Annotated in this window: 18 protein-coding genes; 13 read left to right on the forward strand and 5 right to left on the reverse strand. The window is 58.5% G+C overall.

Annotation, left to right across the window (positions count from 1 at the left end; translation table 11 throughout):
• Positions 1-314 precede the first annotated feature (314 nt).
• From GRH90_RS16845 to GRH90_RS16860, 4 genes are all read left to right on the forward strand, one after another.
• Entirely contained in the window at positions 315-1,160 is an 846-nt protein-coding gene (locus tag GRH90_RS16845) for a fumarylacetoacetate hydrolase family protein (protein ID WP_162367122.1), read from the forward strand.
• A gap of 499 nt (positions 1,161-1,659) precedes the next feature.
• Positions 1,660-2,586, forward strand: coding sequence for an LpxL/LpxP family Kdo(2)-lipid IV(A) lauroyl/palmitoleoyl acyltransferase (gene lpxL / locus GRH90_RS16850; RefSeq protein ID WP_162367123.1), 927 nt, complete (start codon positions 1,660-1,662; stop codon positions 2,584-2,586).
• Between the two features lie 48 nt (positions 2,587-2,634).
• Positions 2,635-3,069, forward strand: a complete 435-nt coding sequence (locus GRH90_RS16855) for a hypothetical protein (RefSeq protein WP_162367124.1) — start codon at positions 2,635-2,637, stop codon at positions 3,067-3,069.
• Positions 3,070-3,288: 219 nt separating this feature from the next.
• Entirely contained in the window at positions 3,289-3,504 is a 216-nt protein-coding gene (locus GRH90_RS16860) for an MFS transporter (protein WP_162367125.1), read from the forward strand.
• A 721-nt stretch (positions 3,505-4,225) separates the two neighbouring features.
• On the opposite strand, the gene hemY is transcribed toward GRH90_RS16860, so the two are convergent.
• Genes hemY through hemC form a run of 4 tightly spaced genes read right to left on the reverse strand, consistent with a single transcriptional unit; the run spans position 4,226 to position 8,423 of the window.
• Positions 4,226-5,464, reverse strand: coding sequence for a protoheme IX biogenesis protein HemY (gene hemY / locus GRH90_RS16865; protein ID WP_162367126.1), 1,239 nt, complete (start codon positions 5,462-5,464; stop codon positions 4,226-4,228).
• Positions 5,465-5,467: 3 nt separating this feature from the next.
• Positions 5,468-6,709, reverse strand: a complete 1,242-nt coding sequence (gene hemX / locus GRH90_RS16870; RefSeq protein WP_162367127.1) for a uroporphyrinogen-III C-methyltransferase — start codon at positions 6,707-6,709, stop codon at positions 5,468-5,470.
• A 23-nt stretch (positions 6,710-6,732) separates the two neighbouring features.
• Entirely contained in the window at positions 6,733-7,473 is a 741-nt protein-coding gene (hemD, locus tag GRH90_RS16875; protein WP_162367128.1) for a uroporphyrinogen-III synthase, read from the reverse strand.
• Entirely contained in the window at positions 7,470-8,423 is a 954-nt protein-coding gene (hemC, locus tag GRH90_RS16880; RefSeq protein WP_162367129.1) for a hydroxymethylbilane synthase, read from the reverse strand. Before hemC ends, hemD begins: the two co-directional genes overlap by 4 nt.
• 294 nt (positions 8,424-8,717) lie before the next feature.
• Between hemC and GRH90_RS16885 the strand changes: the two genes are divergently transcribed.
• The 9 genes from GRH90_RS16885 (at position 8,718) to GRH90_RS16925 (ending at position 19,653) form a co-directional block, all read left to right on the forward strand.
• On the forward strand, positions 8,718-11,270 hold the full coding sequence (locus GRH90_RS16885; protein WP_162367130.1) for a class I adenylate cyclase: 2,553 nt from the start codon (positions 8,718-8,720) through the stop codon (positions 11,268-11,270).
• Positions 11,271-11,411: 141 nt separating this feature from the next.
• On the forward strand, positions 11,412-11,621 hold the full coding sequence (gene lptM, locus GRH90_RS16890) for an LPS translocon maturation chaperone LptM (RefSeq protein WP_162367131.1): 210 nt from the start codon (positions 11,412-11,414) through the stop codon (positions 11,619-11,621).
• A 69-nt stretch (positions 11,622-11,690) separates the two neighbouring features.
• Positions 11,691-12,515, forward strand: a complete 825-nt coding sequence (dapF, locus tag GRH90_RS16895; RefSeq protein ID WP_162367132.1) for a diaminopimelate epimerase — start codon at positions 11,691-11,693, stop codon at positions 12,513-12,515.
• The gene (locus tag GRH90_RS16900; RefSeq protein WP_162367133.1) at positions 12,512-13,216 is read left to right on the forward strand and encodes a DUF484 domain-containing protein; all 705 of its coding nucleotides are present in this window, start codon (positions 12,512-12,514) and stop codon (positions 13,214-13,216) included. The genes dapF and GRH90_RS16900 overlap by 4 nt, the downstream gene beginning before the upstream one ends.
• On the forward strand, positions 13,213-14,124 hold the full coding sequence (gene xerC, locus GRH90_RS16905) for a tyrosine recombinase XerC (protein ID WP_162367134.1): 912 nt from the start codon (positions 13,213-13,215) through the stop codon (positions 14,122-14,124). Before GRH90_RS16900 ends, xerC begins: the two co-directional genes overlap by 4 nt.
• Positions 14,124-14,840, forward strand: a complete 717-nt coding sequence (yigB, locus tag GRH90_RS16910) for a 5-amino-6-(5-phospho-D-ribitylamino)uracil phosphatase YigB (RefSeq protein WP_162367135.1) — start codon at positions 14,124-14,126, stop codon at positions 14,838-14,840. The genes xerC and yigB overlap by 1 nt, the downstream gene beginning before the upstream one ends.
• Before the next feature lie 83 nt (positions 14,841-14,923).
• Positions 14,924-17,086 carry a DNA helicase II gene (gene uvrD, locus GRH90_RS16915; RefSeq protein WP_162367136.1) on the forward strand — a complete coding sequence of 721 codons (2,163 nt, stop codon included), beginning with the start codon at positions 14,924-14,926 and terminating at the stop codon, positions 17,084-17,086.
• Positions 17,087-17,463: 377 nt separating this feature from the next.
• Positions 17,464-18,414 (forward strand): magnesium/cobalt transporter CorA, encoded by a 951-nt coding sequence (gene corA, locus GRH90_RS16920; protein WP_162367137.1) that lies wholly within the window; start codon positions 17,464-17,466, stop codon positions 18,412-18,414.
• A gap of 186 nt (positions 18,415-18,600) precedes the next feature.
• Positions 18,601-19,653, forward strand: coding sequence for an AbrB family protein (locus GRH90_RS16925; RefSeq protein WP_162367138.1), 1,053 nt, complete (start codon positions 18,601-18,603; stop codon positions 19,651-19,653).
• Here the strand turns inward: GRH90_RS16925 and rarD are convergent.
• Positions 19,624-20,532 (reverse strand): EamA family transporter RarD, encoded by a 909-nt coding sequence (gene rarD / locus GRH90_RS16930; RefSeq protein WP_162367139.1) that lies wholly within the window; start codon positions 20,530-20,532, stop codon positions 19,624-19,626. The two genes, GRH90_RS16925 and rarD, sit on opposite strands and share 30 nt — an antisense overlap.
• Positions 20,533-20,775: the final 243 nt, after the last annotated feature.

A 20,775-nucleotide genomic window follows, 5' to 3' on the forward strand; every position in this document is an offset into this window, starting at 1 on the left:
GGAAGATTAAACGCCATGAGCATAATCCAACCCAAAAATAAATCAAGAAAATGACCAAAAAAACAGACGTTATATTCAGGATGTTTCAATCCGGTTTAGATGGTTTGCCTGCTTAGCGGTTCCCGTTAAGCGATGCCGTAATAAATCTTCAGTATCGCTGCACGTTTCCAGCACGGATTGTCACATGGCATAAAGCCTGGGTTAAGTGATCTTCTTCATACAATTTAGATATGCCAGGTTTTTTTGATGGCCGGAACGCGCTGCGAGGCATAAGATTTTTATCCGTTGGCATCTCAAAAAACCTGGAGTTGATAATGAAATTATTGCGTTATGGCCTGCCCGGCGAGGAACGCCCCGGCATCCTGGATAACGGGGGCCGCATCCGTAGCCTGGCCGCGCATATTACCGATATCGGCGGCGCCGCGCTGCTACCCGCCTCGCTTGATAAACTCCGCGCGCTTGATGTAACGCGGCTACCGCTGGTCGACGGCCAGCCGAGATTGGGGCCCTGCGTCGGCCAGGTGGGTAAATTTGTCTGCATCGGCCTGAATTACGCCGACCATGCGGCGGAAACCGGGGCGGCTATTCCCAAGGAACCTATCGTATTTAACAAATGGGTCAGCGCCATCAACGGTCCCAATGACGATGTGCTTATCCCCCGCCAGTCGCATAAGACCGACTGGGAAGTTGAGCTTGGCGTTATCATCGGGCAGGGCGGACGTTATATCGACGAGCGGGATGCCATGGGCCACGTGGCCGGCTATTGCGTGGTGAACGATATTTCCGAGCGTGAGTGGCAAATCGAACGCGGCGGCACCTGGGATAAAGGCAAGGGCTGCGATACGTTTGGCCCCATCGGTCCGTGGCTGGTTACGGCGGATGAAATTGCCGACCCGCAGGCGCTGAACCTGTGGCTGGAGGTGGACGGCACGCGTTACCAGAACGGTAATACCGGCACCATGATTTTTGGCGTCAGGCATATTATCAGCTACCTGAGCCGTTTTATGAGCCTCCAGACCGGAGATATTATCGCCACCGGCACCCCGCCCGGCGTGGGCATGGGACATAAGCCGGAGGCGATTTTCCTGCGCGCGGGCCAGACCATGCGTTTGGGCGTCGAAGGTTTGGGCGAGCAAAGGCAAAGGACGCTGTCGGCCTGATAATTGGCTGACGGTGGTTAATCGAATCCCCCGGCAGGCGTTGCCGGACGGGGGAGCGAGATAGCCCAAGGCCTGCCTGGCGCCGCCTGGTCTGATTGTGGTGGTGACAGGTTTAAATTTTTTATCTTTTAAACGTTATTTTAGGAATGATAGATTAAACAGCTTAATGAATTATCTTTGGTCGCGGCTGTCTTAGTAATCAGAAGCCAGAGGAAATTATTATACCAGACAATGCGTGGGCTGTTTAAAAGCACCAGGTCGTGATAGCTTGTCTTTTTTCTGTAAAATAAAATGGTTAATGTTAACCCGGCTGTATTTCTAGTTTTTGTTTTGGCACCGGATCAAAAGCCTGAAGAATCTGTTTTTTAAATTGGATGCCAGTTAATGCGCTGTCGCGGCGAGAGTTCATTACCCTGGATAAGCTCATTGCGGAAAGTAATAACCTCAGTTATTACTCCTGCCAAATTCTCGACGCCGCCTGTGCTTCGGAACAATTATTATGATCCAACGTTGGCTAACGCCGTTAAGTTATATGCATCCCAGATACTGGCTACTGTGGCTGGGTCTCGGCGTCCTGTATTTATTGGTGCTGCTGCCTTACCCGCTATTGTTGCGTCTTGGCGGCCGCATGGGCCTGCTGTCCATGCGTTTTTTGAAAAGACGCGTCTCCATTGCCAAGCGTAACCTTGAGCTCAGCTTTCCCGCTATCGAGCCGGATCAAATCAACCTGAAGCTGGCTGATAATTTTTCGTCCCTCGGCATGGGCCTGATGGAAACGGGCATGGCATGGTTTTGGCCCGACCGGCGCATTAAAAAATGGTTTGATGTGGTTGGCCTGGAAAACCTGGATGCATCGCCAGAGAAAGAACAAAACGGGGTGATTGTCATTGGCGTGCATTTTATGACGCTGGAGCTGCATTTTCGTATTTTAGGCCACTGTAAACCCATGACCGTGATGTATCGCCCCCATAACAGTAAAATTATGGAGCTGGTGCAAAAATGGGGTCGTTCCCGATCGGGCAATAGCCTGGTCAGCCGCAAAAAACTGGTGTGCATGGTGCATACGTTAAAACGCGGCGGCGTGGTCTGGTTTGCTCCCGATCAGGATAACGGCCCGAAAGGCAGCGTATTTGTACCCTTTTTCGGCGTCGATCAAACCGCCACCACCAACGGTACCTTTACCATCGCCAAACTGGCTCGGCCGAAGCTGGTTACCGCGGTAGTCATCCGCAAACCCGACGGGTTGGGTTACCAATTGATTATTTCGCCGGAGCTGCAAAACTACCCCTACGACGATAACGTGGCGGCGGCCAACTATGTTAACCGGGTGATCGAAGCTGAAATCATGAAAGCCCCGGGCCAGTATTTATGGCTGCACCGGCGGTTCAAGACCCGGCCGCTGGGCGAGAAGTCGTTATATATTTAGCCTGAGCGGCGATGCCCCATGGCGGTTTGGGACCGGTGGGGCATGTCTATGATTAATTTGATTATTACCTGCCATAATATCATATATGAGGTGATAGGCTTTAATTTATCTCCAAATTTAAAGATTAATAAATATATTGGGATTGTTCTCGCTATATTTATATTGTTCCACTGTGTGCGACATATATCAGAAAGCTTTTTACCGTACTCATTAAAACTCGTACTTCATTCCAAACCTTCCAGCTATCTTGCCTGTCTTACGCATATTATTATTGTCCTTTGCCAATCTATGAACGTCTGGCTTAAAAATAAGTATTCGCTAAGAGCTATTAGAGCTATTAAGAGTAAACGCGCTTTTGCGCCCAAGCGATCGGCTACCCGGCCGCCATCCCCAGGTCGCCACCTCGGCGAACCTGGCGCGGCGTTGACCCCAAAGGCGCATCAGGAAGCCAAGGGCAAAGATGGCGAAGCTGCTCAGGGTTGAAATCACCGGATTATCGCTGGGAAAAGACTGCGTGCCGATAACCGCGGCAAAAAAGCCGAATACCCCCAGGTCAGGCAGCGCGATGCGTTGCCGATGGCGGACGCAACGATGGCCTTTTGCTCCGCTTTGCCGATACGGGTGTGGCTGGAAGGAGAAGCTGGGTGCAATTGATGGTCGTCTATTTCATATTATGAAATATGTCGATCGGGAGCAGGGGCTATGCAACGTTTTACTTTATGGATCATGGCGCTAACGGCGGGATTGGTGGTCGCCAATAACTATTGCAACCAGCCGCTGCTGGCGACCCTGGCGGCCGGTTTTCACGTCACGCAACAAAACCAGCGCCATTGCCGCCTTGACACAGTTAGGCTGGCTATGCCCTGGGTATCTTCCTGCTGCTGCCTTGAGGCGATAAATCGGAGCGTCGCCGGTTGATTAGCTTGTCCTGCGCGATTCGCTGGCTGCCTGCTGCCCGCCGATCGGGCCGGGGCGCCCTATCTGGCGCAGATCCAGCGTACTCTTGCCAACGGGTGTGGCCGCCTTATCCCGCCGCCGGGCGCGAGGCGGATGGCACGGTATGGCGCTAACCTATAATCCGGCATGACCTGTCGCGGAAAGGAGACGTTTATCTCACTGAATTTATTAAACATATTAAATTCAATCTAATAGTGTCGCTTATGGGTAACATAATCCCCGGTCCCTGCCCGCGGCAACAATACCCGGGCCGCGATTAATGAAAAATTAATCGCTTAAACTCCCCTTGCCAGCAGTTATTGCGTGGGGGCCGTCAGCGGCAATTTTGATATTAATTGCAAATTTATCAATACATTAAGAAATGCTGATATCAGCAGGCCTCAGGGCGGCGCATTCCGGCGGCAAAATCCGCCAGCCGCCCATACTATCTTGGCACGTAAACTGCATTATCTTCACTGTAGATGCTCATTCCACCCCTTATGTTCGCGTTTACGCCTCATAAATCCCGGAATGACGCAGAGCCAAATTTGTGGCGCCTATTGTCCAGCTCCTTGATGAGTACCTCATCAGAACCTTCGGACAAAACGTTGAGTGAGGCGCCAAACTGTTGTCTTATGACCTGACTTTGTTAAACACTTGCCGTGATGGCAAGTGTTTTTTTTTGGCAATAAACGGCGGTTAACTATGGCAGGGGATGCAGCGGCGGCTCCGGTTGCAGCACCGGTTGCGCCTGCTGCGGTGAGTTCAGCGACAGGTTGAGGGATTCCTGACGCATCTGCGTGGCTTCTTCCGGCAGGCGCAGGCGGTCCAGCACGTCGGCCAGCCAGGCGTAGTCGTGGGCATCCGGACGCTGGGCCAGCGCGGCGCGGAAAGCGTCGGCGGCGGGCTGCCATTCCCCGCGCTTCATCAATAGCTGCCCCATGGTGCTGTTAAGCAACGGCGACGCGCCCTGTTGCTTAACCTGCTGGCGCAGCACTTTCTCCAACTGCTCCGGATCGCCGGTTTTCAGGCGCGGCAGCAATAGCAGCAGCTGTTCATTGTAGTGGTTCTTCAGCCCCTTGACGATAATATCCTGGGCGATTTCATGGTCGTTGCAGACGATCAAATGTTCCGCCAGGGCCACCTGCAGCCGGGTATCGTTACGGGTATGGCGGCTTTGGTTGCGCCACCAGCCATTCAGCCCCTCGCTGCCCTCGTTCTCCATGATCTGATCCATCAGCCCGCTATAGGCTTGGTGCTCCAGCGCCTGGATCTTGCTCTCGTCATAGACCCGGACCTTGCGCATGGCCGGCAGGATATCCAGCAGCGCCTGCCAGGCGCGGGTGCGGATAAACGCCTGCTCGGCGAGGCGCAGCACCTCCGGATGACGCGGGGCAATTTCCAGTAAACGATCGGCGCCGTGGCGGGCGGCATGGTTTTCGTTGCGCGCCAGCTGGATACGCACCCGGGTGATGTCCACCGGCAGCTGATCGTTATCCGCCGCTTCCATGGCCCGCTCCAGATGCTGGTTGGCGCGGATATCGTCGCCCCGCTGCTGCGCCGCCTCGGCGGCCAACAGGTAGTTGACCACCGGCTGGTCGGCGTGGTCGGCGTTGCGGGTCAGCAGTTTCTCGACCTGCCGGTAATCGCCTTCCGCCAGCTTCATCAGCGCGGCCTTGGTATGTTTGCGGGCGCGATGGTTTTTACGCACCAGGAACCAGCGGCGGGTGCGCGCGCCGGTACGGAAAATCCGCCGCAATACCCACTCGACGATAAATAGCGCCACCAGCGTCACGATCAAAATAATGACCAGGCCGGTCACGCTGGTTTCGATATTGTAGTTATCGGTCTGGATCAGCACATAGCCCTGATGCCCGGCGACAATCGGGCCGATAACAATCCCGGCAATCAACAGGATGAACAGCAGCAATACGCGTAGCATCGTTTATTCTCCCTGGCCGGCGGGGGTGGCCGCGGGGGCGTCTGCGGTCGCGGCCGACGGCTGCGCCAGCAGGTTGCGCACGCGCGTCTGCACCAGTTTTTCCAGCAGCGGCTGGCTGCTTAGCTGCGCCGGCACGTCCATGGTGATATTCTGCTGGCCCAGATCGTCCAGCTCGGCGAGAAAGGCGCGGGTGTTGGCGTCATCGGCGTCAAAATACGCGCGCACCCAGGTGGATACGCTCTCCAGCGACTGCCGGTAAACTTCATTCTGATGCCGGGGCACGGCCTGCGCGGCGATCAACAGGCGCGAGCGGATATTTTCACGCAGGTAGATATCCTGGTTAGGCGCCAGCAGCGGCTCGGCGCTGGTATCGCGGCGGCGGATGGTAATAAAGTCGTTCATAAAGTTATGCCAGCTTTTGCTGAGGTTTTGCCGCCATTCGCGTACTGAGCCGGACAACTCGCTGCCGCCGTCGCTGTCCATGGGGGACTCATCGCTGTCGTTGTCGGCCAGGCGCAGGTTGTCCACCTGGTTCGACAGCTGGTTCACTTTCAGAATAATCCCGTCAAAATCCACCTGGCTGACGCCTGAAAGCGCGGCAATATCCTCGGTAATAGCGCGACGGACGTTCATCAGGCTGGGATCGTTCATGTCCGCCAGGCTGGCGTCGGCGCTTTTCAACAGCGCGCCGGCGGTGACGATATCCTGGTCGTTCCAGAGCTTACGTCCGGCCTGCTTGACCAGGAAATCCGCCTGGGCCAACAGCCAGGTATTGGCATCGGAACCGGAAATGGTGGCGACCTTATCGCGCAGTTCGTCCAGCTGCCGAGCCTGGGTGGCCGCCAGCTGCTGCGCGGCGCCAAGCGCCAGGCCCTGCTGCTGCAACGCCGCCTGGGACTGTTGTTGCTGCTGTTGCTGTGTCTGCTGCAACGCCTCGACGCGGGATTGCAGCTGTTGATTCAACGCATTCTGTGTTTTCGCCTGCCGGGCGCCGTACATGTACAGCGCGGCGGCCAGCAGCAGGGCCAGGATAATGGCGATGGCCGCCAGGATCGCGCCGTAGGGTTTTTTATCGCCGGGCACGGCCTTCGCCTTGCCGCCGGGGGGTAACGTCGCTCCGCTCGCGGGTTTGGCCTTGGTTGTTCCCGCCGCCGTGCCGCCGGGCGCGGATGACGAGGACGTCGGGATCTCCGCCGCCCGGGTTGCGTCTTCCTGCGGAGTCGTTGGAGTAGTGTGTTCCGTCATATTGGCCTATCCCATGATTAGATTTAGAGCAGCACACGCATAAGCGCATCGTTGTCTGCCGCGTTTGCTACGACGATGTCCGTCCAGCCCAATTCGCGGGCTAATGTCCCGATTCGTTCACTCACCACCACCAGCCGGCATTGCAACAGCCACGAGGCGCGATAGTACTCAGGAATTAAAGTATAGAATTGTTGTAACATTTCGCCGCTGGTAATGATCAAAGTATTGATGCCCAACTGCTGGCAGCGGCGGCTTTGCTGCTCGCCGTCGTAATGCACCGGGCTGCGCTGGTAGCATTCACAATAACCGACCTCGACGCCACGCTGACGCAACGTCTCCTCCAGCACTTCCCGCCCGCCGTTGCCGCGCAGGATCAGCGCCCGCCGCCCGGTGACGCGCTGTAGTGAAGGCAGGCGCAGCAGATGTTCGCTGCTTTCGTCGTCGCGGGGATAGTCCACCGGCAGGCCGGAGACGGTGTGCATCAGCAACCCGCTGGTGCGCCCGACCGCGAAATATTTCAGCGACTCCGGCCAGGACTGGCCCCGGCGGGTCAGGAACGGGTGGGCATAATTGACCGCGTGTTTCGACACGATAAACACCAGATCGTCCGGCAGCAGCGCCGCCAGGCGTCCGGGCAGCAGCGCCAGTTCATCGCCCGGGGCAAAATCAATCAGCGGCAGGTGCCAGGCGGACCGGCCCCGTACCCGCAGGCGATTCACCAGCTCTTCGCCGGCGGGCGACGGGCGGGTCACCAGGATGCTCATTGCGGCGCATTCCCTGGGTTTTCCGGGGAGTAAACCTGATCCAAAATCTCCCCGGCGCCCAGTTTAAGCAGTTCCTCCGCAAGCCGGATACCCAAATCTTCAGCCTGATCCAGGGGCGCGCTGCGCTCGGCGCGAATCACACGGCTGCCGTCGGGGCTGCCCACCAGCGCGCGCAGCCAGAGCTGGTCGCCCTGGATTTCGGCGTAGCTGCCGATGGGTACCTGGCAACCACCGTCCAGACGGGCGTTCATGGCGCGTTCGGCGCTGATGCGGACGGCGGTGGCGCGGTGATGCAGCGGGGCCAGCAGCGCGCGGGTGCGGCTGTCGTCCAGCCGGCATTCTATGCCCAGCGCGCCCTGGCCGACGGCGGGCAGGCACAGTTCAGGTTCCAGCGGCTGACGAATGCGATCGATGAGATCCAGGCGTTTCAGGCCGGCCACCGCCAGGATGATCGCATCGTATTCGCCCCGGTCCAGCTTGGCCAGGCGCGTACCCACGTTGCCGCGCAAATCGCGGATCACCAGGTCCGGCCGTCGTTCCCGCATCTGGCACTGCCGGCGCAGGCTGGAAGTGCCTAAAATGGCGCCCGGCGGCAGGTCGTCCAGACTGGCGTACGCCGGGGAGACAAAGGCGTCGCGGGGATCCTCGCGCTCGCAGATGGTCACCAGGCCCAAACCGTCGGGAAACGAGACCGTGACATCCTTTATGCAGTGCACGGCGATATCGGCGCGGCCGTCAAGCAAGGCGCGTTCCAGCTCCTTGACGAATAATCCTTTGCCGCCCACCTTGGCCAGCGGCGTATCCAGCAGAATGTCGCCACGGGTCACCATCGGCACCAGCTCCACGCGCAGGGCGGGATGGATAAGCATCAGCTGCCGTTGAATATCTCGAGCTTGCCATAGCGCCAGCGGGCTTTGCCGGGTGGCGATCCGTATCAGGGTATCTTGCATTCTGGGTTACCGTTGCTCACATTATCTGACCATTCTACCATCGATAGTAAAACGCTGTAAGTTATCAGGATCCGGTGGTGGCGGCGTCGGGTGAAATGCCGAACAATGGGAATTAAGGGTAGCCGCGGGGAAAAGTGTTATAATTGACGGGTAGCTTAACTTTCTTTACGGTCAAACAGCAAGGTGTTAAATTGATCACGTTTCCAGCAATTACCGGCCGACCATTTTTCAAAACTAAACCCGGCCGGGTAGGGAAATAGGCTCTTAGGCACCGGAATAACCAGGCGAGACGTCTTGTACTTCTATATCGAGACATTGAAACAGAGACTGGACGCGATCAACCAATTACGGGTGGATCGGGCTTTGGCGGCCATGGGGCCGGCCTTTCAGCAAGTCTACAGTCTGCTGCCAACCTTATTACATTATCATCATCCAATGCTTCCGGGTTACCTAGAAGGTAACGTTCCGTGCGGCGTTTGCTTCTACACGTCCGATGACAGCCAGGCCGCCATGATTGCCGACATCGAGCGGCAATCCGCGCAGCCGATGGTGACGCCCGCCAGCGGCGAACGGCCGATCACCGGGGTCTACTCCATGGGCAGCACCTCGTCCATCGGGCAGAACGCCAACTCCGATCTCGATATCTGGGTCTGTCATCAGTCCTGGCTGGATAACGAAGAACGTTACCAGCTGCAGCGTAAATGCGCGCTGCTGGAAAAATGGGCGGGCGCCAAAGGCGTGGACGTCAACTTCTTCCTGATCGATGAAAACCGCTTCCGCCATAACGAAAGCGGCAGCCTCGGCGATGAGGACTGCGGTTCCACCCAGCATATCCTGCTGCTGGATGAATTCTACCGCACCGCGGTCCGCATGGCCGGCAAACGCATTTTGTGGAACATGGTGCCGGGCGACGAAGAAGATCACTATGACGAATACGTCATGTCGCTGTACGCCCGCGGCGCGCTGACGCCCAACGAATGGCTCGATCTGGGCGGCCTGGGCACGCTGTCCGCCGAAGAGTATTTCGGCGCCAGCCTGTGGCAACTGTATAAAAGCATCGACTCGCCCTATAAAGCGGTGCTCAAGACCCTGCTGCTGGAAGCCTATTCCTGGGAATATCCCCATACCCAGCTGCTGGCCATGACCATCAAGCAGCATTTGCACGACGGCGAGATCGTTTCCTACGGTCTTGATCCCTACTGCATGATGCTCGAACGCGTTACCCATTACCTGACCCAGATTAACGACACCACCCGGCTCGATCTGGTGCGGCGCTGCTTTTACCTGAAAGTGTGCGAGAAACTATCCCTGACGCCTGAAAGCGTGGTCTGGCGCAGGGAGATCCTTAGCCAGCAGGTTAAGGAGTGGGGCTGGGACGAAGCGCGCCTGAGCATGCTCGACGACCGCGCCAACTGGAAAATCGGCCAGGTGCGCGAAGCGCATAACGAATTGCTCGACGCCATGATGCAAAGCTACCGTAACCTGATTCGCTTTGCGCGCCGCAATAACCTGAGCGTCAGCGCCAGCCCGCAGGATATCGGCGTGTTGACCCGTAAACTCTACGCGGCGTTTGAAGCGCTGCCGGGCAAGGTGACGCTGATTAACCCGCAGATCTCGCCCGACCTGTCCGAACCGAACCTCACTTTTATCCATGTGCCGCAGGGCCGGGCCAACCGGGCCGGCTGGTATCTGTATAACCAGTCGCCGTCGATGGAATTTATCATCAGCCATCAGCCGCTGGAATATAACCGCTACCTGAACAAGCTGGTGGCCTGGGCGTGGTTTAACGGCCTGCTGACCGAAAAGACCCAGTTGCATATCAAGGGCAGCGATCTGTGCGATCTGCCCCGGCTGCAGGAACTGGTGGCGGATGTCTCGCGCAATTTTCCGCTGCGGGTGCCCGCGCCGACGCCCAAGGCGCTGTATAGCCCTTGCGAAATCCGTCACCTGGCGATCATCGTCAACCTTGAACACGATCCGACCGCCGTATTCCGCAACCAGGTGGTGCATTTTGATTTCCGCAAGCTGGACGTGTTCAGCTTCGGCCAGCAGCAGGAGTGCCTGGTGGGCAGTATCGACCTGCTGTACCGCAACTCGTGGAATGAAGTGCGTACCCTGCATTTCAACGGCGAGCAGGCGGTATTGGAAGCGCTGAAAACCATCCTCGGCAAGATGCATCAGGATGCCGCGCCGCCCGATACGGTGGAGGTGTTCTGCTACAGCCAGCATCTGCGCGGCCTGATCCGTACCCGGGTGCAACAGCTGGTGGCGGATTGCATCGAGCTGCGCCTTTCCAGCACCCGCCAGGATCCGGCGCGCTTTAAAGCGGTCCGGGTGGCCGGCCAGACCTGGGGACTGTTTTTTGAACGCCTGAGCGTCTCGGTGCAAAAACTGGAAAACGCCATCGAATTTTACGGCGCCATTTCCAACAACAAGCTGCACGGGCTGTCGATCCAGATGGAAACGGAAAAAATTCATTTACCGCCGGTGGTGGATGGGTTTGCCAGCGAAGGCATTATCCAGTTCTTTTTTGAAGACAGCGCCGACGATCAGGGCTTTAATATTTATATCCTCGATGAGACCAATCGGGTCGAGGCCTATCATCATTGCGAGGGCAGCAAGGAAGAGCTGGTGCGCGATGTGAGCCGATTTTATTCGTCGTCCCATGACCGCTTTACCTATGGCTCCAGCTTTATCAACTTCAACCTGCCGCAGTTTTACCAGATCGTGCAGCTGGACGGCCGCATCCAGGTGGTGCCGTTTCGCAACAGCGTCCTGTCCCATTTATGCGCGCCCGCCTATGATCATGACACCTCGCCGCTGCAGCAGCAGGCCAGGTTAAACTAGCCGCGGCCACTGTTTAGCGTGCGCATTTTCCCTCGCCGACCCGTGGCGCCCGGCAGTGCCGGCATTCGATTCCTATTGCTTTTCAGCATCTAACTGCGATTATAGTTAGCCTGAAAGCATGAATAACAGGTAGCTAACCGCATGAAAAACCCTTTACGCCTTGTTGTGCTGGCGTTTTTAGTTCTGGGATTGAACGGGTGTGGGCTAAAAGGTCCGCTGTATTACCCGCCGGCTGACAAAGCCGCCGCGAAACCCAAGCCTAAGCTCACCACAACGTCGGCGCAGACGCCGGCGCAAACCGCAAATCCAGGCAGTGGCGCCTCATCGCCGTCCGCGACGGTGCAACCGTAACCGCGATACAGTCGCATCGGCCTTAGAGACGCGCTATGCTGCGCGTAGGATTACTCAGCGGAGTGAATTATGCAGTTTTCCAAAATGCACGGTCTGGGAAACGACTTTATGGTCGTGGATGCCGTGACGCAAAACGTCTACTTTTCGCCGGAGCTGATCCGTCGCCTGGCGGACCGGCATTATGGCGTCGGGTTTGACCAACTGTTGGTGGTGGAGCCTCCCTACGACCCGGAACTGGATTTTCACTACCGCATATTTAACGCCGACGGCAGTGAAGTGGCGCAGTGCGGCAACGGCGCGCGGTGTTTTGCCCGTTTTGTGCGGATGAAAAGTTTAACCAACAAACGTGAAATACACGTCAGTACCCAAACCGGCCGTATGATATTAACCATTACCGACGATGAGCTGGTAAGGGTCAATATGGGTGAGCCGAATTTCGATCCGCAGACGGTGCCTTTCCGCGCCACCAAGGCCGAAAAGACCTATATCATGCGGGTGGCGGAACAGACCGTGCTGTGCGGCGTGGTGTCCATGGGCAATCCCCACTGCGTGATAACGGTGGATGATGTCGACTCCGCGCCGGTGGGGACGCTGGGGCCGGTGATGGAAAATCACGAACGTTTCCCTGAACGGGCGAATATCGGCTTTATGCAGGTGGTCGACCCGCAGCATATCCGCCTGAGGGTCTACGAGCGCGGCGCCGGCGAAACCCAGGCCTGCGGCAGCGGCGCCTGCGCGGCGGTGGCGGTCGGCATCCAGCAGGCGCGGCTGGCGGAGCGCGTCAGCGTCGATTTGCCGGGCGGCACGTTGGACATCAGTTGGAAAGGGCCGGGTAATCCACTGTATATGACCGGGCCGGCAACCCACATCTATGACGGATTTATACATCTATGAAGCATCTCGGGGAGCAACTGGAGACGGCGGCGCGGCTTGACGACAGCACGGTGGCGCAATTTCTGCTGGAAAACCCGGATTTCTTTATCCGCAATGCCTGCCAGGTCGAGCAAATGCGCGTGCCCCACGTCAACCGGGGCAGCGTCTCGTTGCTGGAATGGCAACTGGCCCGCCAGCGCAATCATATCCGGCTGTTGGAGGAAGAAATTACCCTGTTGATGGAACAGGCGACCGCCAACGAGCGGCTGTTTAATCGCCTGCTGCATTTACAATCCGATCTGGCGGCCGCCGACAGCCTGCTGGATATGCTAAACCGCCTGCAGCGCTGGGCGCGCGGCCTGGGCTTGTCCGGGGCGCATGTTAGGCTGTTCACCGATAAATGGTATATCGGCGCCCCGTCGGATTTTACCCATCTGGGCATTTCCCGCACCGCGTTTGAGCCCTTGCGCATCCAGCGTCTGGGGCAGGGCAATCACTATTTGGGCGGCCTGAACGGCCCCGAATTGCTGCAACTGTTGCCCCAGGCCAGGCAGGTCGGCTCGGTGGCGATTTCCCTAATGGGGGAAAAAGGCGATTTGGGCGTGCTGACCTTCACCAGCCGCGACAGCCAGCATTACCAGCCCGGCATGGGCACGGTGCTGCTGCAGCAGTTGGCCATCCTGCTGCCCGGCCTGATTGACCGCTGGGTCGGACGCTCATGACAATCCTGGACTCGCCGTTGCGCCCGGAGGTGGATGCGTTCTTGCGCTACCTGCGGGTGGAGCGGCAGCTCAGCCCGCTGACCCAATCCAGTTATGACCACCAGTTAACCGCCCTGATAGCGATAGCCGACGAACTGGGGCTGGCCGCCTGGCGCGATCTGGACGTAACCCATGTCCGCTCGATGACCACGCGCAGCAAACGACGTGGACTGCAGGCCGCCAGCCTGGCGCTGCGGCTGTCGGCGCTGCGCAGTTTCCTCGACTGGCTGGTCGGTCGCGGCGAACTGAAAGCCAATCCGGCCAAAGGCGTTTCGGCGCCGCGCAGCGGCCGCCATCTGCCGAAAAACATGGACGTGGATGAAGTGAACCGGCTGCTGGATATCAATACCGACGATCCGCTGGCGGTACGGGACCGCGCCATGCTGGAACTGATGTACGGCGACGGACTGCGTCTGGCTGAGCTGGTCAACCTGGACCGCGGCCATATCGACCTGGCGGCCGGCGAAGTCTGGGTGGTGGGCAAGGGCAACAAGGAACGCAAGCTGCCCCTGGGCAAAACCGCCACCGCCTGGCTTGAGCACTGGCTGGCGCTGCGTTCCCTGTTCGCCCCCGAGGATAACGCGGTGTTTGTCGCCAGGACCGGTAAGCGCATTTCCATGCGCAACGTGCAAAAGCGCTTTGCCGAGTGGGGCGTCAAGCAAGGGCTTGAGAGCCACGTCCATCCGCATAAGCTGCGCCATTCGTTTGCCACCCATATGCTGGAGTCCAGCGGCAACCTGCGCGCGGTACAGGAACTGCTCGGCCACGCCAATTTATCCACCACCCAGATCTATACCCATCTTGATTTCCAGCACCTGGCATTGGTTTACGATGCGGCGCATCCACGAGCCAAACGAGGGAAGACCTGATGCATTTTTATCGTCCCCTGCGCGCGCTGCGCGCATTAACCTTCGATTTAGACGACACCCTGTACGATAACCGTCCGGTTATCGCCCGTACCGAGCGTGAGTCGGTGCTTTTCCTGCAACGTTATCATCCGGCGTTGAAAGATCTCGACGCCGGTCATTTCCAGCGCCTCAGGGCCGAACTGCGCCGGCGCGAACCGGAAATCTACCATGACGTGAGCCAATGGCGCTGGCGCGCGGTCGAACTGGCCATGCTTAACCAGGGACTGGATATCGGCGTGGCGCGGGCCGGCGCCGACGCCTTTATGGCGAGTTTTGCCCGCTGGCGCAGCGATATCAACGTGCCCGACGCCACCCACCGGACCCTGAGCGCCTTGGCCGAGCGCTGGCCGCTGGTGGCCATTACCAACGGCAATGCCTCCCCCGAGGCCTGCGGACTGGGCGGATATTTTACCTTTGTGCTGCGCGCCGGCCCCGACGGACGCGCCAAACCTTTCCGGGACATGTATCATATAGCGGCGGAAAAGTTGGGATTGCCGCCGCAAAGCATCCTGCATGTGGGCGACGATTTAACCGCCGACGTAACCGGCGCCATCAGCTCCGGCATGCAGGCCTGCTGGGTAAACGACCGCGGCGGCAATTTTTTCCAGGCCCCGGATGCCCGTTTGTTGCCTCATATTGAAATTTCGCAGTTGGCATCCCTGACAGCCTTGTTATAATCCCCAATATGTCTGTATAAATAACCAGTACCTTAACGCTGTCGCCCCGCACGACATCTTAACGTCTTAAAAAAAGGCCATCTATGGACGTCTCAGATCTGCTTAACAGCCTGAATGACAAACAGCGCGAAGCCGTTGCGGCGCCGCGCGGCAACCTGCTGGTCCTGGCCGGCGCGGGCAGCGGCAAAACGCGGGTACTGGTGCACCGTATCGCCTGGCTGCTGTCGGTGGAAAACTGCTCGCCTTATTCCATCCTGTCGGTGACCTTTACCAACAAGGCGGCGGCGGAAATGCGCCACCGCATCGAGCATCTGATCGGCACCGCCCAGGGCGGCATGTGGATCGGCACCTTCCACGGGCTGGCGCACCGCCTGCTGCGCGCCCACCATATGGACGCCAATCTGCCGCAGGATTTCCAGATCCTCGACAGCGAAGATCAGCTGCGGCTGCTCAGGCGCATTATCCGCGCGCTTAATATCGACGAGAAGCAGTGGCCGCCGCGCCAGGCCATGTGGTACATCGGCGGCAAAAAGGACGAAGGCCTGCGCCCGCAGCATGTGGAAAGCTATGGCAATCCGGTGGAGGCCACCTGGCTGCGCATCTACCAGGCCTACCAGGAAGCCTGCGATCGCGCGGGCCTGGTGGATTTTGCCGAACTGCTGCTGCGCGCCCACGAGCTGTGGCTGAATAAGCCCCATATCCTGCAACACTACCGCGAGCGTTTCAGCAATATCCTGGTGGACGAATTCCAGGATACCAACCGCATCCAGTATGCCTGGATCAGGCTGCTGGCCGGCGATAGCGGCAACGTGATGATCGTCGGCGACGACGATCAGTCGATCTACGGCTGGCGTGGCGCGCAGGTGGAGAATATCCAGCGCTTCCTGGACGATTTCCCCGGCGCCCACACCGTGCGCCTGGAGCAGAACTACCGCTCCACCAGCAATATCCTGAAGGCGGCCAATGCCCTGATCGCCCATAACGGCGGCCGGCTGGGGAAAAATCTCTGGACCGAGGACGCCGAGGGTGAGCCGATTTCGGTCTACTGCGCGTTTAACGAGCTGGACGAGGCGCGTTTTGTGGTCAACCGCATTCGCACCTGGCAGGAAACGGGAGGGGCGCTCTGCGATAGCGCCATCCTGTACCGCAGCAACGCCCAATCCCGCGTGCTGGAGGAGGCGCTGTTGCAAAATGCCATGCCTTACCGCATTTACGGCGGCCAGCGCTTCTTTGAACGCCAGGAAATCAAGGACGCACTGGCGTACCTGCGCCTGATCGCCAACCGTAATGACGACGCGGCGTTCGAGCGCGTGGTCAATACCCCGACGCGGGGCATCGGCGACCGTACGCTGGACGTGGTGCGCCAGGCCGCCCGCGATCGGCAGTTAACCCTATGGCAGGCTGTCCGGGCGCTGTTGCAGGAACGGGTGTTGGCCGGGCGCGCCGCGTCGGCCATGCAGCGTTTTATCGAACTGGTGGACGCCCTGGCGGAAGAAACCGTCGACCTGCCGCTGCACGTGCAAACCGACCGGGTGATCAAGAACTCGGGCCTGTGGATCATGTATGAACAGGAGAAGGGCGAGAAAGGGCAGGCGCGCATCGAAAACCTGGAGGAACTGGTCACCGCCACGCGGCAATACAGTTACCAGGACGAAGACCAGGATTTGATGCCGCTGCAGGCGTTCTTGTCCCATGCCGCGCTGGAGGCGGGGGAAGGACAGGCCCATGCCAACCAGGACGCGGTGCAGCTGATGACCCTGCATTCCGCCAAAGGCCTGGAATTCCGCCAGGTGTTTATCGTCGGCATGGAAGAGGGCATGTTTCCCAGCCAAATGTCGCTGGACGAAGGCGGCCGGCTTGAGGAAGAGCGCCGCCTGGCTTACGTGGGCGTGACCCGCGCGATGGAAAAACTGACCATTACCTATGCCGAAACCCGCCGTCTGTACGGTAAAGAGGCGTTTCACCGCCCCTCGCGTTTTGTCGGCGAGCTGCCCGAGGAGTGCATAGAGGAAGTGCGGCTGCGCGCCAGCGTCACTCGTCCGGCCAACCATCAGCGCATGGGCGCGCCGCTGAGTGAGAACGACAGCGGTTTTACGCTGGGGCAGCGGGTGCGCCATCCGAAGTTCGGCGAAGGCACGGTGGTAAACCTCGAGGGCAGCGGCGAGCACAGCCGGCTGCAGATTGCTTTCCAGGGCCAGGGCATTAAGTGGCTGGTGGCGGCTTATGCCCGCCTGGAGACGGTGTGATCCTCCCGGTTTTGGCGAACCGGGCCGTTTACGCCCGGTTACTCATTAAATCAACCGATCGTACGCGAAATATACAGCTTAACGCCGCTTGTGTATTGACAGACTTTTTCATCTCGGCGTAACATGCGCGCACTATTATGGTTAGAGGATCACGCCTTGGACGCCCCCAGTAGATACTGGCTCGATAATCTGTTTATCAGGTACCCCCACTAAGGCTATCCCTATTGCTGATAGCCTCAGTGGTTGTCAGCGACCCGCGTTTATGTGTCGCTCAGAGTCGGATCTCGATGGTCTGAAACTTGCCGGTGACATCCTCACCCCCGGTTTCTGCTTTCTAATGCGTTTCCCGATTGTCACCGCTAAGGAAGCTATGGCGTATGCTTAACGCGTTTAAATTGGATCACAATCGCTTGTCCCGCCTCGAGCTGGATGAAGCCGACAGGTTAGCCGATTCCGTCTGGGTAGATTTAATCGAGCCCGGCGACGATGAACGAAATCGGGTGCAGGACGAACTGGGCCAGAGCCTGGCGACCCGGCTGGATCTGGAGGACATCGAAGCGTCGGCGCGTTTTTTCGAAGACGAAGACGGGTTGCATATCCACTCCTTCTTTTTTTATGAAGACGCCGAAGATCACGCCGGCAACGCCACCGTGGCGTTCACCATCCGCGACGGGCGCCTTTATACCCTGCGCGAGCGCGAGCTGCCCGCGTTCCGGCTTTACCGCATGCGCGCCCGCAGCCAGCGGCTTACCGACGGCAACGCCTACGAGCTGCTGCTGGATTTATTCGAAACCAAAATCGAACAGCTGGCCGATGAGATTGAAAATATCTACAGCGACCTGGAAGCGTTGAGCCTGGTGATTATGGAAGGGCACCAGGGCGACGAGTATGACGAGGCGCTCTCCACCCTGGCGGAGCTGGAAGACGTCGGCTGGAAGGTGCGCCTGTGCCTGATGGATACCCAGCGCGCGCTCAACTTCCTGGTGCGCAAGGCGCGGCTGCCCTCGGGACAGCTGGAGCAGGCGCGGGAAATCCTGCGTGATATCGAATCCCTGCTGCCCCATAACGAGTCGCTGTTCCAGAAGGTCAACTTCCTGATGCAGGCGGCGATGGGTTTTATCAATATCGAGCAAAACCGCATCATCAAAATCTTCTCGGTGGTCTCGGTGGTGTTCCTGCCCCCGACCCTGGTGGCTTCCAGCTACGGCATGAATTTTAACTTTATGCCGGAGCTGAAATGGTCGTTTGGTTATCCCGGCGCCATCGGGCTGATGATCCTGGCGGGACTGGCGCCCTATCTGTACTTTAAGCGTAAGAACTGGCTGTAGCGCGATGCGCCGGCCGGGCCGCGGCGCGGGCCTGTAATAGGCTAAGCCTCGCCCGACCGGGCGAAGAGCAATTAGGGTATTATTGTACGATAAATGATTGCCCCACCCGGCGAATATGATAAAACAGGGTGCCTGGCTAAAACATCTCGCTTTAGCATACCCTGATTAACGTTGCGAACGTTGCCGATGAAACATTTGCCGCTTACCGCCCAATGGGCCGTGTTACTGTTTTGCTCGCTGGCCGTTGGATTTACCCTGCAATATTACCATTTCCCGGCCGCCCTGCTGATAGGCCCGATGCTGATCGGCGTAATCATGGCGCTTAGCGGCGCCGCCATTGATATCCCCCCGCGCATTTTTATCGGCTGCCAGTCGGTCCTCGGCTGCATGATTGCCCTGACTCTCTCACCCTCTATCCTCAACGTCCTGATATCCGACTGGCCGATGGTGCTGGTGGTGCTGGTCATGACCCTGCTGGCCAGCGGCCTGTCGGGCTGGCTGCTGGTCAGGTTCAGCAGCTTGCCGGGACCCACCGGAGCCTGGGGTTCCTCGCCCGGCGGCGCGTCGGCGATGGTGGCGATGGCGGGTGAGTTCGGCGCGGATGTGCGGCTGGTGGCGTTTATGCAATATCTGCGCGTGCTGTTCGTCGCGGCGGCGGCGGCCCTGGTGGCGCATATCAGTTTGGCCGACCAGGGCGAGCCGGCGGCCGTGGAGTGGTTTCCCGCGCTGGATTACCGTTTTGCCGCCACCCTGGTTATTGGGGTCGCCGGCGCCTGGCTGGGGCGAAAACTGCATATTCCCGCCGGCGCGCTGCTGATCCCGATGCTGGCCGGCGCCGCCCTGCATATCACCGGCACGCTGACGATACAGGTGCCGCAATGGCTGCTGGCCCTGGCCTACGCGTTTATCGGCTGGAGCGTCGGGCTGCGTTTTACCCCGGCCATCGTGATGCTGGCGTTGAAAACGCTGCCGCAGATGGTGGCGTCCATCGTGGGGCTCATTCTGCTGTGCGGCCTGATGGCCTGGGTGTTGACACTGCTGCTGCCGGTGGATCTGCTGACCGCCTATCTCGCCACCAGCCCCGGCGGGCTGGATACGATGGCGATTATTGCCGCGGGCAGCCACGCCGATATCGGCTTCGTCATGGCGATGCAAAGCCTGCGGCTGTTTTCGATTTTATTGATTGGCCCGGCCATGGCGCGTTTTATCTCACGCCATGCGGTGCCGCGCATGACGTAATTTTTGCTGCGCTATCAGCGCGTCAAAGATAAATACCGCCAGCGCCAGCCAGATAAACCCAAAGGCGAACAGCTTGTCTTCCGTCATGGCCTCGCCGTAAAACGCCACCGCCAGCAGGAACATCAGCGTCGGACCGAGGTACTGGAAAAAACCCAGCGTCGAGAGACGCAGATGGTTGGCGGCGGCGGCAAACAACAGCAGCGGTATGGTGGTGATAATCCCCGCCGCCGCCAGCAGCATATTGAGCTGCCACGGGTTGGCGCTTAAATGGCTGGTGGGGCTGTCGGCAAAGACAAACAGATACCAGGCGCCGGCCGGCAGCAGCCAGAGGGTTTCGATCAGCATGCCGGTCTGCGGGTCGACGCCCAGCTTTTTACGCAGCAGGCCATAAAAAGCAAAGCTGAAGGCCAGGCCCAGGGCAATCCATGGCAGCGAGCCGAACTTCCACAGCTGTATCAGCACGCCGCAGATGGCCAGGCTCACCGCCAGCCACTGCAGTTTGCGAAAGCGCTCGCCGAGAAATACCATCCCCAGCAAAATATTGACCAGCGGATTGATAAAATAACCCAGGCTGGCTTCCAGCATGTGATGATGATTCACCGCCCAGATATAGAGCAGCCAATTGCTCCCCACCAGCAACGAGGTAACGCCCAGCAGCAGCAGGACCTTGGGACGGAGAAATACTTCGCGCGCCTGCCGCCATTTACGGCACAGGATCAGCAACGCCAGCATAAAGAATACCGACCAGATAATGCGGTGGGTGAGGATTTCCGTGGCGGGAACCTGCTGGATCAGTTTGAAATACGCCGGCGCCAGCCCCCAAATAAGATAGGCACCCAGTGCGCATAGCACGCCCTGGCGGGTGGATTTTTCATTCATGGGGTAACCTGGTTACGTAAAATAAGCAGGTCAGTATAAGCGAAAGTTATGACATATTCACCTGCGGTCAATCCTGATTTCTTTCCCCCGGGCCGCCGCGATCGGAGGCGGCGCATACCGGTGCGCTTGGATATTACGTATAACAGGATACCTGTACGCTATCGCTTATGCCTGCGTGCGAATAGTCAGTAATTTGCTAAAAGAAATAGATGATAGTGTGTAAAATGATCCGCTTGCATGCAT

The organism is Acerihabitans arboris, from assembly GCF_010131535.1.
Taxonomy (GTDB): Bacteria; Pseudomonadota; Gammaproteobacteria; order Enterobacterales; family Enterobacteriaceae; genus Acerihabitans; species Acerihabitans arboris.